This is a genomic window from Pelagicoccus mobilis (genome assembly GCF_016595505.1).
Classification (GTDB): domain Bacteria; phylum Verrucomicrobiota; class Verrucomicrobiia; order Opitutales; family Opitutaceae; genus Pelagicoccus; species Pelagicoccus mobilis.
The window spans coordinates 174,998-189,846 of record NZ_JAENIL010000002.1; the positions used below are offsets into that span (position 1 = coordinate 174,998).

A 14,849-nucleotide genomic window follows, 5' to 3' on the forward strand; every position below is an offset into this window, starting at 1 on the left:
TTCCCTTTTCAAACGTATGACCTTAAATCGTCCATTTATTCGCTCCATCGTAACCCTATCAACACTGATGGTTCTCACTTCCAGTGCCAACGCATCATCGGAACCCCAGCCGCTGGTGCTCGAAAATGCTGGAGACTCCATCGAGATTTCATCCGAGTACCTTGGATACAATAACCAGACAGGCGGGACTCCCGAACCCTGGAACAATAAACAACGCCTAAAATCGCTGGTGAAAGCATCCCCAGCGATGCTCCGCTATCCAGGCGGTACTATCTCGACCTACTGGGACATGCGAAACGACCGTGTCTTCAAGTCTGGTCCCGCTGTCGATTTGGAGAAGGATGTCGTCCTCAACGAGAACTACATCATCGGCTGGATGCGCAAACTTGCCGCGACACCGCATAGCAATTCCCTCGAAAACTTCTCCAAGATCGTAAAGGCGTATCCAAATCCAGAGGACGCGCCAAAATTCGTATTCGTGGCAAACATGGTCACCCCAGGGCATGACTACTACGAGCAGCTCTGGGGCCGCCCAGTCGACCCTACTCCACTTTCCAATGACTGGTGGAAAATGCTCAACGATCGCTACAAGCGAAACACCGAAGCCCTCGACAGAGCACTCGAGCACGGGCTTACAGTTGAGCACATCGAGTTGGGCAACGAATTTTTCTTCGGAATCACTGCCGAGCCCTACATCTCCGGTGGGCAAATGTTCAAGCAAAAGCCCGGAGAGTGGAAACGCGATTTCTACGGCAAGTTTGTCACAGGAGCATTTCCATCACTGGGCGAAGCCTACGCCTATGCCGCAAACGACTGGGCCAAGAAACTCAAAGCCAGTTATCCCGGAGTACAAATCGCTGCAGTGGGAGGCGACGCTACCAGCCCAGAGCAAGCCGACCGACGCCGTAAGTGGAACCTCAACGTGGTTCCCCTCCTCGACAAAGAGCTTATCGACGCTCTTTCCCTCCACATCTACATTGGCAAGCCAGGCGACCTCGACCTATCCCGAGGCGAAGCCGCTCTCGAATCCTGGACCCACTACTGGACAGATCACTGGGATGAAATGACAGCCCTCAGCGCCATTCCCGAGGACGCAGATATCTGGCTAACCGAGTGGGACAACGCGTTCATGAAGCACCCCAAGGATTGGGCCCACGCTCTGATGGGGTCCTTCACTCTGAGCGAATTTCTGGATACAAAGCAAATTACCCTCACAAACTACCACCAATTTGATAGTGCGAGAATTGAGGATCAACTCACCCCAATCGCCCAAACACTCCGCCTCTGGTCACTCGCTTCCCGAGGTCGAAATCAAGCAAATCGCATCCATTTCAAGAATACATCGGATCTCCTATTCACCTGGCAATTTTCCGGCGATAACCAATCAGCGACTTACATAATTTCCAACCTCACCGAAAAGCCATACACACTCGCCGCTAACCAACTCCCCTCCGAGGTAACCGAGCGAATCCAATCCGCAACAAACAACCTTACCACCGAGTCAGAAATCGGCGAAACCTCCGAGAAGATCCAAGAGCAAGTCACAATCCCACCCTTCTCCCTCACTCTCCTGAGGTAGCAGCAAAGAGAGCTTCGCTAATCGGATCCGCCCAGCGACTCCCAAGAGCCATCGACCTGCTCTCACCAGCACTTAGAAGCAATGAACATGCAGATAAACGGTATCCTCATAATCTCGTTCTTGCTGGTAAACACGCTAGTAGCTCGTACGAGCGTAGTGATAAGCTCTTTTGAGGAATGTTTCGAAGCTGCGGAGGTAGCTCTCGTCGTGAGTAAGGCGACTCCCCTTCCTAGTAAAAACATCAGAAAAGGTGCGAACCACGATTTCAGCTGGGAGAGGCTAATCAAGAACACAAAGTTCAAAGTCGATGCAGTCTTAAAAGGTAAGTATCGTAATAAGCACTACACACTCTCTTACGAAACGGTTGATCTTACTCGAGATAAATACGGATTCTATAGAGCACTCTATATCGAGAAAAGACTACTCGAATTTCGAATAGACACAAACCTAGACTACAGCAAGCAGGAAGATATTCCAGGTGATTTCGACCCACGCCAGCCCTCTTTTGAATCAGATAAAACATACCTACTGCTCCTTAAAAAGGTCAATGGTCGGCTGGTCCTACTAGATGAACGGTATCTGTCTAAGTTCGAACTGAACTCGAATATCAACGTCCTCCAACCAGCAGTGATAGAAGGAGCAGGAGAATAGATCTGCCGATACGACAATGTCATCAGAACGCAAAGCCATCTACATTCTCTCCACTCACTGGGATCGTGAGTTCTACCAAACCCAAGAGGGATTTCGCTACCGTCTCGTATCCATAATCGACGACATCCTCGACGCCTTTGCTGACGGAAACCTTGAAGGCCCCTTCTACTCCGACGGCCAAAGCGAACTCTGGGATCAATACCTCGAAATCCGTCCCGAGAGAGCCGAGCAAGTCCGCCAGCTCATGGCAGATGGCTCTATCGAATCGGGTCCTTGGTACACCATGCCGGACCTTTTTTGCGTCTCCGGCGAAGCACTTGTCAGAAATCTCGAATACGGCATCACCCACACTCGCAAGCTCGGAGGCTCACCATCCCGCGTCGCCAACGTCTGCGACTGCTTCGGCCACCCCGGCCAAATGCCACAAATCTACAGAGGGTTCGACCTACTCTCAGCCACGATCTGGCGCGGATCCAACGAGCCCGACCACCGCAACATCCTCTGGGAAGCGCCCGACGGAACCCAGATCCCCGTCTACCGATTCGGCCGCAACAGTTACTGGGGCTACGGCGTGCACGTGCGCAACGTCAATAAACTCGATGTCCCCTACACCCAAGAGCGCTTTGCAGACGACCTGCAAAACTGGATCAACTTCGAAGCGGAACGTACCGCAACGACTCAAACGCTCCTCTTCGACGGCGTCGACCACGGCGGTTTCGATCTCGGAAACTACGAGCAGCTTAAAGCCTATCTAGGAAACGAATACGCCGACCACCAAATCGAGCACGGTTCCTTCGACGCCTACGCCGAGCAACTCAATACCGAAGCTGACAAAATCCAAAAGAAACTCCAAGGCGAACTCCGCTCTCCCGGCTACAAAGAACACGGTATAGACGACCAGAAAGTAATCAACTCCGTCATATCCAGCCGGATACACCTCAAGCAACTCAACGCCGCCAACGATGCGGCTCTCCGTCACTGGGCCGAACCTTTCACTGCACTCGAAACCCTATCCCGACAAAAACCATCGCCCGAAGGCTTCCTACGCGTCGCTTGGAAAAACGCTCTCATTCCTCACTTCCACGATAGCATCAGCGGCAGCGTCCCCCGTTCCTCCCTCGGTGACAACGAGTACCGACTCCGCCAATCAACTGAAACAGCAGAAGAATTAACCAACGGCAGCCTGCACAAAATCGCAGCCAACGTCAGCTGCGACATCACACCTGATGCTTCCACAGCCCGACTTCTAATCTTCAACTCCCTCCCATCTCGCCAAAACAAAGTCCACGCCCTAGACATAGAACTTCCCTCCACCTGGAGCGATTCCGCTTCCCCCGCCCCTTTCCGTATTCTCAGCGAGACTGGGCAAGAACTACCGTACTCGATCATCGAATACGCAGGCCGTACCCCTACCTTCCGCACATTCAAGCATAAGGAACCCGAGCGTGGCGAAACCGATACAACTCGCATTGCTATTGAACTCGATCTCCCTGCTATCGGCTACGCGACCTACAGAATAGAAAAAGGAGCCCCAACAAACCAATCCACAGGCGGCATTGCCTCAGGCAACACGCTCGAAAACGACAGACTCAAAGTCACTCTCGAAGCAGACGGAACCTTAACCGTCATCGATAAGATAAACGGCCAAACCTACCGCAACCTGCTCGTCTTCCACGATGAGGCAGACAAAGGTCACGTCTATCACTGCGACATTCCACAAAACAGCGGCCCCATCAATAGCCGCAACACACTCGTCTCCGCAACAGTCCACCACTCAACTCCGCACTCCGGAGCACTCGAGCTCGTCTACAAACTCGATCTCCCAAACTTCTGGGACCGCGAGAGTGAAGAACGCTCCCCTGAAACGACTCCCTTCGAGATCCACTGCATCGTATCCCTCAAACAAGGACAAGACGCGCTCGATCTACAAGTCGACTTCAACAACACCGTCCAAGACCACCGACTCCGTCTCCTATGCCCCACTGGGACTCAAACCGACACCTACCTCACAGATGGGGCTTTTGATGCTGTCGAACGAACGACTGCTCCCATTCCGCGCCTCGACGACCTTTGTGAACCCTGGCAAGGCGACGCGCCACTATGGAACTGGATAGCAGCCCAGGACAAACAACGCGGCATCGCCCTCTGCTCAAGCGGCCTCCACGAGGGCAAACTCTTCGACGACGAGCAGCGCACCCTAGCTCTCACCCTCCTCCGCTCTGCACGAAACTTCTTCTGGGAATACCATCTAGAAAACGATTACGACCAAGGAGAATACTCGCAAAACATCCGTATTCAATTTCTGGACGGATGCACCTCTCCAGCAGAGCTCTCCCAAATAGGCCAAGAAGTCGCCGCCCCTCCTCGATCCATCACCTGCACCGAACTCGACCACACCCGCTGGCACACTTCCGCCACGCTCCCTTCCAACTCCAGTCTCTTGGAAATCGATGGCCCAGTCGTCCTCACCTCCTGCCGTCGCCTCGACAACGACCTGGAAATTCGCCTTTTCAACCCAAGCCCAATGCCAGAGGACTACAGGTTGACCTTCTCAACCAAGCTCAACCTTAAGGCCTACCAGTTCACAAATCTCGCAGGGACTCCGGAAGGAGACAGCAATAAGCTCGGCGACAATAGCCTGTCTGCAAACCTCGCCCCCAAGAAGATAACCACCATCAGACTCGCGACCTAAGCCGCCAACCACCCAAGCAACTCCCTCCTTAGCTCTCCAAATACCCTTGGTAAGGATCCACCGTTTCAGCCTCCACAAGCTTCTTCATCATACGCATTCGATACTTCGTAAGCGTATCCGCGTGCTCATCACAGCTCGCCAAGTTTTTAATTTCCCAAGGATCGCTCTCTAGATCGTAGAGCTCTTCAAAGTCATTGAGATGGTAAATGTACTTCCAGCGAGTATCGCGAATCATCTTCGCCCGGATATTGATCTCCGGCACACGGTAGAGGGCATCCTGTTTCTGTTGATACGCTAGGCACGGACGTGGCTTCGCGTCAGGAGCGACAACGCGGTCAAACATCTCGGGCTCTTGTCCTCCTTGACAGAAAACAACATCGCGCACCGACTCGACCTCGCCTTTAGCTAGCGATACGAGCGACTGTCCTTGAACACCCTTGGGAGCGTCAACTCCAACCATATCCAACAGAGTCGGCATAATATCGATCGACTCCACCAGAGCCGGCACTCGCTTTCCCTCCCGCTTCGAAGGATCAAAGACAATAAACGGTACCCGCGTAATACAGTCGTAGAAACTGGTATCCCATTTCTCAGGCAATTGATGCTCGCCCGCAAAATCGCCATGATCCGACCACAGCACGATCAAGGTATCGTCGAGCAGGCCCTTGTCTTCTAAAAATTGATACGCTCGCTCCACCTCTGCATCCACGAAGGTGCACATCTCTAGATAGGTTGCCACGATCTCTCGCCACTCCTCATCACTGATGTTCTCCGTATCATAAGACTTCGCCAGTTCCGTCTGATAGCGTGGCTTACTACTGGCATCGTCTTTAGGCGGCAATTCGATCGTCGACCGATCCAGCTTCCCGTAGAATGGCTCTGGAGTAGTGTAAGGTGGGTGTGGAGAATTCCAGTTCAACCACAGGAAAAACGGTTTGGACGCATCACGCTTTTCACCGATCCACTCCAAGGCATTGTCCGTGTTCACGTGGTCTCGGAAATTATCAAGCGGCTCTTCATCCTGCCCCACGAAATACGAACCCGGCACCATCTTGCGATCCTTGTCTTCGAGAGACTGGTTTCCGCCATCATTCACATGGTAGTCGAACATGGCCTCAAAGGTCTCCGGATCAGCCGTGTGGTTCTTGCCAATCAAAGCCGTCTCGTAGCCGGCTTCCCGCAAGGTTGTAACCAAATTCAACTCATGATGACGCACATACAAATCGAGTGTCCGGTGACCGCCCACATGTGGGTACTGAGCAGTGACCAAAGCTGCCCGCGAAGGCGAACACTTCGGATGTACCGTATGGCATTGCTCAAACACCAACGACTCCTCCGCCATTCGGTCGATAAACGGACTTACCGGCTGGCTCTGGCCATAACATCCAAGGGCGGATGCCTTCATTTCATCGGGACAAAGGAGGAGTATGTTCTTCGGTCGCATCTTAAGAATGAGTAGCGGTCATCGTTCCCGATGACCAATCGGATTACTATGAATCTTTCTTTTTGACATCGATGTAATTTAGTCGATTTGATAGCTCAACCCTAAAAACATCAAATGCGATACATTGCCCTTCTCCCCCTGCTCTTCGCAATCCCCTTCCTCTCCGCCGACTGGAAAGAAAAGACTTACCGAGGAGCCAATTGCGGCCCGCACCTAACTGAACAGGACGTCGCCGACTTCGCGGACTACGGCGGTAACCTCCTGCGCGTAGCCTTTCCCACCCTGCTCTTCCGCTACCTGGAAGCTCCCTACGATTTCAACGAAGAAGCCTTCACTGAACTCGACCGCATCCTCGCCCTTGGCGAGAAGTACGACGTCGATATCCTCATCGATCCCCACCGCTATCCGGGCATGATCTTTCCCTGGACGACCTTCGCCAGCGACGAGTTTTGGAAGGACTTTAAGTATCACGATCTCTTCATCGAAACCTGGACCGAGATCGCCACCCGCTTCGGATCTAAGTACGACTCGATCGCCGGCTACGATCTCATCAACGAGCCTGCCCTACTCCGCGGAGGAAACATAGGCCAAGCCCGTGACCTGAACCTACTCTACCAAAAGACCGTCGCTGCCATACGCGAAATCGATCCCGACACCTACATCGTCCTCGCGTCGCCACGACTCCGCTACGGCGATCAGGTTGTTAGCTACAACAACGGCATTTTTTACCTGCAGCTTCCCGACGATCCCAACCTCGTGGTCGAAACTCACATGTACACGCCCCAGTCCCTTACTCACCAGGACTTCTGGGACCGCGAGGGTAAACTGATCGACTATCCCGGCGTCATCGACGGACGTCTTTGGAACGCGGATACAGTCGCTGAAAACTTCCAGGAAGTCATCGAATTTCAAAAGAAAACCGGCGTCCCCATCTTCATAGGTGAATTCAGCGTTACCCGTTGGCGTGGTGAAAGCGGTGACCAGTATGTCAAAGACGTCATAGACCTCGCGGAAGCCCATGGATTTCACTGGGCCTACCACGCTTATCGCGAAAGCCCCATTTGGGATCCAGAGATGTCCAATACGGATAAGAGCGACGAATCCCGATCGCCCAACGCCCCTCGTATCGAACTACTCAAGTCCTACTGGCAGCAAAATAAATGAACACCGCCCTATCCACTTGCCGAAAAATCTTCACCTCGATCCTCACGGCCCTAGCCGCGGTCTCCCTACACTCGACGGAGTACATTCCCCCCGCTGGCTCCGTATGGAAAGAGCAAATTCTTGTAAACCAAGGCCGCGACTGGCGCGTTACCCAAAGTACTGCCACTCGTAAAGGCACCGAAGAGTTTCTTCCAAACCCTATCTTGGCGTTTCAGGATGTTTCCCTCGAAAACGCCACTCGCGCTGATCTTGTCATCGACTTCTGGTCCGGTCACGAAGGCACCATCGAAAAACGGTTTCGTTTCAACGGTAAAGACTGGATCCCTGTCCCTGAAAAACTGCACGGTGTCGACCATCACCCGCGCGAGTACATGGCTCAGTACACGCTCGTGGTAGATGTGCCCATCGATCAATTACGCTCTGGAGAAAACCTCCTGGAAGGTGACGCCGGTCCGAACCACTGGAAAAACGCCTGGGGACAATGGGGATGGTTCTCCGTCAACCTCCGCGTCTTTTACGAATCGAATTCTCAACCAACTGCGAAAGCTCAATTATCCCTCGCGGAAGGAAGCCAGCTTTCCGAGAATCCCACTCTTTCGATCGTATCGAGCGGTGAAGTCGCTACGCAGGAGGTCAGAATCTTCGGCAACTACAATGGCGTCGATACCCGAGGACAAGGCGACCCTAGCGCTTGGCATGTCATGCAGCAGGACGGCCTCCCGAGTGGCCATATCGCAACACTCCTAGAAGGTGAAACCACCGCTATCTGGAACACCCAATGGGTTCCCGACCAGAGTGCCCCCTTTTCCTTGCAAGTCATGGTGCAAGGAGAAAACGGATACTGGACATCAATGCCTCCCATCGAGGAACTAACCCTCGTCCGAGACGCTTCGGTTGCCCTCTACGAACCAGACCTTCAGCCAACCGTATTCTGGACCCGCGCCCACAAACCATCGTCCTGTATCATCAATTTGCCTACCCCGTTCGATCCCGATCAAGTCGAAGAAGCCACCCTCTTCATCCGCTCTTGGAATCCGAAAGGAAACGAAGAAAACCACACCCCTTTTCGCGTAAACAGCTCACCTTGGTACAATAGCTTCACCGGACCTGCCCACAAGTTCGACCAAGACTACTTCTCCATTCCCGTCGACCAGCTCCAACCGGGCCCCAATCTCATTTCATTCCTTGGCTCTACCCATCACCACGGCGCTGAGATTCTTCGCCCAGGTCCTACGCTGCTGCTTCGTTCAAGAAGCAAACCTGCCTTCTTCGCTTGGAACGAAAACTTCGGCCGATCCGCTCCGATTTCCATTCTTCCGGATGTTATCGATGAAGAGCAGCCATCCCTAAAGGTCGAAACCGAATCCGCCACCTACTACTACCACATGGAAGGCGGTGGATTCTCGTCCATGATCGACAAGGACGGCAAGGATTGGCTCAGCTACAGCACCGCCAAAGGAGTGAGCGGTGAGTTTCGCGGAATCCCCAATATGGTTTTCCGCGGCAAACGCGGAGGCTTCTTTCATCCAGGCCACAGCGGTAGCAAAGCTTCGAATACAAACTGGAATCTCCAACCCGACGGATCCATCCGAATCGACTCAACCTCCATCGACAACCAACGTTCTGTTCGTTGGGAAGTACACGATAAGTACGCCACCCTCGAGATCATAAAGACACACCCCGTTGATCCTGGCTATTGGTTCCTCTACGAAGGCACCCCAGGCGGGGTGTTCGACACGGAGAATTCACGCTGGATTCGCTCGGACGGCACAACCGGTCCTCTCTCAGAAAAGTGGGAGAAAAGCCTCGCAGACAACGCTTGGGTCGCCGTGACCAATCCAGAACAAACCCGCAGCCTCGTCATCTGGCGGGAAACGCAAGAACCGCAATCCGTCGACAGCTATTTCCCGCTCCACGAAATGACCGTACTCGGATTCGGTCGAGCCAGTCGCTCCATCGAAAATCTAATGACATCCGAAGGCCAACGCTTCCTAATCACATTTCTGGATACAGTAGACCCCAAAGAAATCCAACAAGCGATCGACGAGTTTACAAGGTAGCGTCCGTTGTCCCCAACGGACACAAACGCCAGCCATAAAAAGCCCCTCCCCCTCTACAGCGAATGGGCGTCGCGAAACATCTGGGGCGACAGTCCGGTCGCCCGCTTAAAGGCCTTCGAGAAACTGAACGGGTCACTGTATCCGTAGCGGATAGCAAGATCCTCCAGCTTCGTGTCGCCCTCCAACAAAACTTGAGACGCGTCGGCCATGCGAAGCTTCAACAGGTAAGAATGCGGACTAGTCCCCCAAAAGCGTTTGAACAAGCGGCACATGTGCGTGTGACTAACCCCCGCGCTCGCGGCGGCTTCCTCAGCAGAATCCGTTTTCATGTAGTGCTCCTTTAAATACTCCCGGCAGCGAGAAAACGTTTCATGAGCACGCCACTCTGCCTGGCTTCGGATCACACTCCCCTCTGCGACCTTTAGGAAGAGCGTCTTCAAGAGCATCAGACAAATCTCATCGCGATGAACTCCACCCTGCTTGCATTCCTCGAAAATTGATTGGAAGGAGGAAAAAATGGCATCCGAATTACTCAAGCGCCACGCCCCGCGAAGCGAGCGAAGGCAACGCTCGTTCCACTTTCCCGCTTCGTTTCCCGCATACGAAACACGGAGCATCGTCAGAGTGCTCTCACCGCTTGTCCAGAGACTGAACGGCTCCCGCAAGTCCCTCACCAGTACCGCCCCCGGCTCAAGTTTCCAGGTGTCCCCCGAGAACGCCACCTCTCCTTCTCCACTGATCACGTAGGCAACAACGTAGTCATCAATCTCATCCCGAGCATCGAGATGAAAGTAAGGTCCACGCTCTTCTCGGGTAAGCTCACGAAGCCGAATGCCCTCCTCTGATTCGTCCTCGCTGAAGAAATAGGCTTCGAGGACGCGACGCGTGACAGGTGCATTACTCATTTCTTGTTCAAGTTGAAAAAAGACATGCAACTGTCAATCGCGATCATTCACACTAGACCGACATTGATGTATAGTCCCTGCGAATACCCTGACTTCGAACACGCCCTAATCCCCAGAGAGCAAAGCGACTGACCAGTTACCTCTGCGTAGCTGTACGTGTTCGCCAGCACCCACTCGGATTGATTCAGGACATTGTTCCAGTCTGAAAAATATAGACATATGAACTCTACAGACATACCTCGAGGCCCCACTGCCCAACCCCTCAGAGTGCTGACGGCTGCAGCCGTCCTCAGCACCTCGGCGCTGCTTGTCGCCCAAGAAGAATCGGAAGACGTTTACGAACTCTCTCCCTTCACTGTGCAAAGCGATGGAGACGTCGGCTACCAAGCCACAAACACCGCATCCGCGACACGCCTCAACGAGCGCTTGAAGGATCTTCCGATGAGCATCGAAGTCATCAACCAGCAGTTGCTGGATGATATCGCTGCAACCAATACCGTCGAGGCCCTCGAAATCGCTACCGGAGCGTCCTACACCGAAGACGCAAACGAGCGCGAAATCAATTTCCGCGGCATGAACAGCCGCTTCCAACGTCGCAACCAGTTCATCTGGTACAACCCTTCCGACTCGTTCTCCACAGGGCGCGTTGAAGTGATCCGCGGTCCGCAGTCTCTCCTTTACGGTCAAGCCGAGCCAGGCGGGCTCGTGAACGTGACCAGCAAACAAGCCCTCTACAACTCCCAGATGGGCTCAGTATCCCTACGTCTTAGCGACGTCGATGAAACTCGCCTCGTGCTTGATAAGAATTTTGGATACGACAAGTTCGCTTTCCGCGTAGCAGGCGTCACCGCAGACAAAGGGAACTGGCGCGAAGGTTTCGAAGAGGACCTCGAGGGGATCTACCTCACCGGAAACTATCGATTCTTCCAGAATACAACGAGCATTCGCTTCGAATTCGAAGACGCCGAACGTGATCAACCAACACGTATCCGTGGAATGGATTATTTCGGTGGCGTAGCCATGCCGATCGCTGAAGACGAAGACGGCAACCTACTGCTTTCCCAAGCACCTTTCGACAAGGAGAAAGTAGGTACTTGGGCAGGCGTCGACCACTCCTTCAAGCGCGAGTGGCAGAGCGAGAGCTTCTTCCTCGAGAGCGAACCTACAGAATGGCTATCCTTCCAGGCCGCCATCAACCGCCAAGAACAAGGTCAGGAAATCTACGACGTACAAGGCACCAACACGATCCGCTTCGGCTCCGGCACTGACGCAGTAACTGGCCAGGACTTCACCGATGAGTACTATGTGCAAGCACAGGTGCAAGACGCAGACAATGGTAACATTGTGGATACAAAGCGCCTCACCGCTTCCCTTAAGTTCGACGCTGCTGGCGACCACAATCTCATCCTCGGACTTCAAGAGCGCGAAGACTTCTTCGAACTACACAATCGCCAACAACGTGCCAACAACGGAAACGCTCGTGGCGGAGGTCGCCGCCCCGCTCTTCGTTTCGCGCTCAACAATGGAAACGACTACAGCTTCGCTTCCGTCCCAATGGAATTGAACGGCTCGGGCCAACCAGCTTACGTTCTCAAGCCAACATTCGATATCGTTAACGAGGAGACCACTGATTCCTACTTCGCAGCCCTTTCGAGCAAGTGGAAGTTTGGCGGTGAAGACTCCCGTCTCCATACCCTAGTCGGCTTCCGCAACGACGAGTACGTCAAGATCAACCTCCTAAACGGCAGCACCCAAGACGAAGGTGACATCGATTCAGTCAACTACGGCGCGGTCTACACCGTAAACGACAAGGTTAATCTCTACGCTAACTTCTCCGAGTCCTTCAAAGCTCCCGGCGCATTCCGCCGCGACCCTGACAACAACGTGCTCAAGCCAGCGCTCGGCGAAGGTTCTGAAATCGGAATGAAGTTCGACCTCGTCGACAACAAGGTTTCCGGTCTGCTCACTTACTTCACTGCCGAATTCGCAGGAGACGCCGTTCGCCTAGGCAACACAGATCGCGACAAGATTGACCCGAACAACTTGAACGGCCGCAACGGAGGTGGCGGGCAGTTCGTCCCGCTGGACACCGAGAGCCAGGGTATCGAGCTCCAGTTCCGCGCAAACCTCGCTGACGGATGGACCAGCTCCTTTGGATACGCCTACATCGACGCCACTGTTGGCAACGATTTCTCCTTCCAAGCGAACTTCAACGACTCCTACCTCGCTGACGGCAGCGGCAATCCGGTCGACGCCGATGGGAACCCAATCCTGCTCGACGGCGAAGCAGTCACCATCGCGGACTTCGAAATCGACCCTATCAATGGCTCAATTCTCAACGCGAGCGATCTCGGCCTCGTAGGCACCGGCGAAACCGGTCTCAAGACCATTCAGTACAACGGCCAGCCTACTCCAGTAGTCACCGTTAGAAACGCTGGTGAACGCCTCGATCCTTACGCTGCCCACCAAATCAACATCGTAACAAACTACCGCTTTCAGGACGGCGGCATGAAGGGTTGGAATATCGGTGGATCCCTCCGGTATCGCAATACCAACTACGCTGGCTACACCGGAAGCGTGAGCGACGGCACTCGCCAGTTGCTAAAAAGCTCGGACTACACAGTCATCGACCTCTTCGTCGGATACCAGAAGAAGTTCGAGCACGTAACCTGGAAATCCCAAGTCAATCTCAAGAACGTTCTCGACAAGGAGTACTTCCCCGGACGGTACCTCTCGTACTACGGCGCCCCTCGTCAGTTCATCTGGACTAACACGATATCATTTTAGTCGTCTGTTCGAAGCCAGAGACGTTCGGGCGATTTCGGTGGGGACCGAGATCGCCCTTTCCTGGTTTTACATTCCTCTTACACTGAAATTCGTATCGAGGCGCCTTTTCTTTGACATCGATGTCTTTTACGCTTTTCAATTAGCTTACAACGCATGTCTCTCCCCTTTGAACAACAAAGCAACCGACCGAACATCGTCTTCATCCTAACCGACGATCTCGGCTACGCGGACCTCAGCTGCTACGGATCCGAGACGATCAAGACTCCGAATCTGGATCGCCTGGCATCTGAAGGGATTCGCTTCACCAATTTCCACCAATCATCCGCTCAATGCACCCCTTCTCGAGCGTCCATTTTGACCGGCTGCTACCCGCAGAGAGTCGACCTCGAAGGCGTGCTGCTCCCCAAGCATACGAAGGGGCTCAACCCCGACGAAACCACTGTCGCGTCCTGCTTGAAGCAATCTGGCTACGCCACTGCCCTTTTTGGTAAGTGGCACCTCGGCCACCACCTTGAGCATCTGCCCACGCATCACGGTTTCGACCGGTTCTACGGCATCCCTTACAGCAACAACATGTTTCCACGGGTCGTCTTTTCGGACCTTGAGATCGTTGAGGAGAACTTCGACCAGGCATCCCTAACCCGCCGTTTCACCGACGCTTCAATCGATTGGATCGAAGAGCAAGGCGACACTCCCTTCTTCCTGAACCTGTGGCACCCTATGCCTCACATGCCATTGGCCGCGTCTCCGGAGTTCCAAGGCACCTCCAACTTCGGTCTCTACGGCGACGTTGTTCAAGAACTCGACCACCATGTGGGCCGCCTGCTCGACTATCTCGAGAAAAGCGGGAAAGCGGACAATACACTCGTCATCTTCAGTTCTGACAATGGCCCATGGCAGCCAAAGAGCGTTCCAGACCCGAATGAGGGCGGATCCGCGTATCCATTCCGCGGCCACAAGGCCAATGAGTTTGAAGGCGGCCTACGGGTGCCGTGCATCGCTCGCTGGCCCGGTAAAATTCCAGCCAATGCCTGTTCCGATACCTTTTGGACCGGAATGGATTTCCTGCAGACCCTTTGCCAGATCACAAATTCCACGCTTCCAGTCGATTGCCAATTCGATGGCTTCGAGGCCAGCAACATTCTGTGCGGCAAAGGCGAAAGCCCTTACGATTTCTTTTTCTACTACCACTACAATCAACTCAACGGCGTACGGTCTGGAGATTGGAAACTCATGCTCCCGATGACCAATCGCGACGAGCACTACTTCTACTATCAGACAGACGAAGCAGAAGCTCGCAAAGTCATAGGCGACCCAGAGGAGCTTTCCATCCCCCTCTCCCTCTTCGACCTGAAAAACGATCCGAGCGAAACCACCAATCAGATCGACGCTTACCCGGAGATCGCCGACCGCTTGCTCAACGCGATCGAAACCATGCGTCTCGATCTCGGAGACGCTCGTATCGACTCCCTCGGCTCCAACCGCCGCTCAGCATTAAGCGTCGAACCAATCAAGCAAAGGTAGGGAGTGACCGCCGCGTCACGCCTTTCCCTGTATCCACTTCCCA

General features: G+C 53.8%; 9 protein-coding genes. 7 read left to right on the forward strand and 2 right to left on the reverse strand.

Going from position 1 to position 14,849, the window contains the following annotated elements; genetic code table 11:
* Positions 1 to 16: 16 nt before the first annotated feature.
* From JIN87_RS01425 to JIN87_RS01435, 3 genes are all read left to right on the forward strand, one after another.
* Positions 17 to 1,579 (forward strand): hypothetical protein, encoded by a 1,563-nt coding sequence (locus JIN87_RS01425; protein WP_200353721.1) that lies wholly within the window; start codon positions 17 to 19, stop codon positions 1,577 to 1,579.
* 81 nt (positions 1,580 to 1,660) lie between these two features.
* Positions 1,661 to 2,230, forward strand: coding sequence for a hypothetical protein (locus JIN87_RS01430; protein WP_200353722.1), 570 nt, complete (start codon positions 1,661 to 1,663; stop codon positions 2,228 to 2,230).
* A 16-nt stretch (positions 2,231 to 2,246) separates the two neighbouring features.
* Entirely contained in the window at positions 2,247 to 4,922 is a 2,676-nt protein-coding gene (locus JIN87_RS01435) for a glycoside hydrolase family 38 N-terminal domain-containing protein (RefSeq protein WP_200353723.1), read from the forward strand.
* 28 nt (positions 4,923 to 4,950) lie between these two features.
* Here the strand turns inward: JIN87_RS01435 and JIN87_RS01440 are convergent, their stop codons facing one another.
* Entirely contained in the window at positions 4,951 to 6,366 is a 1,416-nt protein-coding gene (locus JIN87_RS01440) for a sulfatase-like hydrolase/transferase (RefSeq protein ID WP_200353724.1), read from the reverse strand.
* 114 nt (positions 6,367 to 6,480) lie between these two features.
* Here JIN87_RS01440 and JIN87_RS01445 point away from each other — a divergent pair, with 114 nt between their 5' ends.
* On the forward strand, positions 6,481 to 7,530 hold the full coding sequence (locus JIN87_RS01445) for a glycoside hydrolase family 5 protein (RefSeq protein WP_200353725.1): 1,050 nt from the start codon (positions 6,481 to 6,483) through the stop codon (positions 7,528 to 7,530).
* Complete coding sequence (locus JIN87_RS01450; RefSeq protein ID WP_200353726.1) at positions 7,527 to 9,590, forward strand: hypothetical protein; 2,064 nt, start codon at positions 7,527 to 7,529, stop codon at positions 9,588 to 9,590. Before JIN87_RS01445 ends, JIN87_RS01450 begins: the two co-directional genes overlap by 4 nt.
* 53 nt (positions 9,591 to 9,643) lie before the next feature.
* On the opposite strand, the gene JIN87_RS01455 is transcribed toward JIN87_RS01450, so the two are convergent.
* The gene (locus tag JIN87_RS01455) at positions 9,644 to 10,495 is read right to left on the reverse strand and encodes an AraC family transcriptional regulator (protein WP_200353727.1); all 852 of its coding nucleotides are present in this window, start codon (positions 10,493 to 10,495) and stop codon (positions 9,644 to 9,646) included.
* Between the two features lie 219 nt (positions 10,496 to 10,714).
* Here JIN87_RS01455 and JIN87_RS01460 point away from each other — a divergent pair, with 219 nt between their 5' ends.
* Both JIN87_RS01460 and JIN87_RS01465 read left to right on the forward strand, forming a co-directional pair.
* The gene (locus JIN87_RS01460) at positions 10,715 to 13,282 is read left to right on the forward strand and encodes a TonB-dependent siderophore receptor (RefSeq protein WP_200353728.1); all 2,568 of its coding nucleotides are present in this window, start codon (positions 10,715 to 10,717) and stop codon (positions 13,280 to 13,282) included.
* A 153-nt stretch (positions 13,283 to 13,435) separates the two neighbouring features.
* Entirely contained in the window at positions 13,436 to 14,806 is a 1,371-nt protein-coding gene (locus tag JIN87_RS01465) for a sulfatase family protein (protein ID WP_200353729.1), read from the forward strand.
* Positions 14,807 to 14,849: the final 43 nt, after the last annotated feature.

Coding starts and splice junctions, on each gene's coding strand:
- JIN87_RS01425 (WP_200353721.1), top strand. CDS start 17: ATGACCTTAAATCGTCCATTTATTCGCTCCATCGTAACCCTATCAACA.
- JIN87_RS01430 (WP_200353722.1), top strand. CDS start 1,661: ATGAACATGCAGATAAACGGTATCCTCATAATCTCGTTCTTGCTGGTA.
- JIN87_RS01435 (WP_200353723.1), top strand. CDS start 2,247: ATGTCATCAGAACGCAAAGCCATCTACATTCTCTCCACTCACTGGGAT.
- JIN87_RS01440 (WP_200353724.1), bottom strand. CDS start 6,366: ATGCGACCGAAGAACATACTCCTCCTTTGTCCCGATGAAATGAAGGCA.
- JIN87_RS01445 (WP_200353725.1), top strand. CDS start 6,481: ATGCGATACATTGCCCTTCTCCCCCTGCTCTTCGCAATCCCCTTCCTC.
- JIN87_RS01450 (WP_200353726.1), top strand. CDS start 7,527: ATGAACACCGCCCTATCCACTTGCCGAAAAATCTTCACCTCGATCCTC.
- JIN87_RS01455 (WP_200353727.1), bottom strand. CDS start 10,495: ATGAGTAATGCACCTGTCACGCGTCGCGTCCTCGAAGCCTATTTCTTC.
- JIN87_RS01460 (WP_200353728.1), top strand. CDS start 10,715: ATGAACTCTACAGACATACCTCGAGGCCCCACTGCCCAACCCCTCAGA.
- JIN87_RS01465 (WP_200353729.1), top strand. CDS start 13,436: ATGTCTCTCCCCTTTGAACAACAAAGCAACCGACCGAACATCGTCTTC.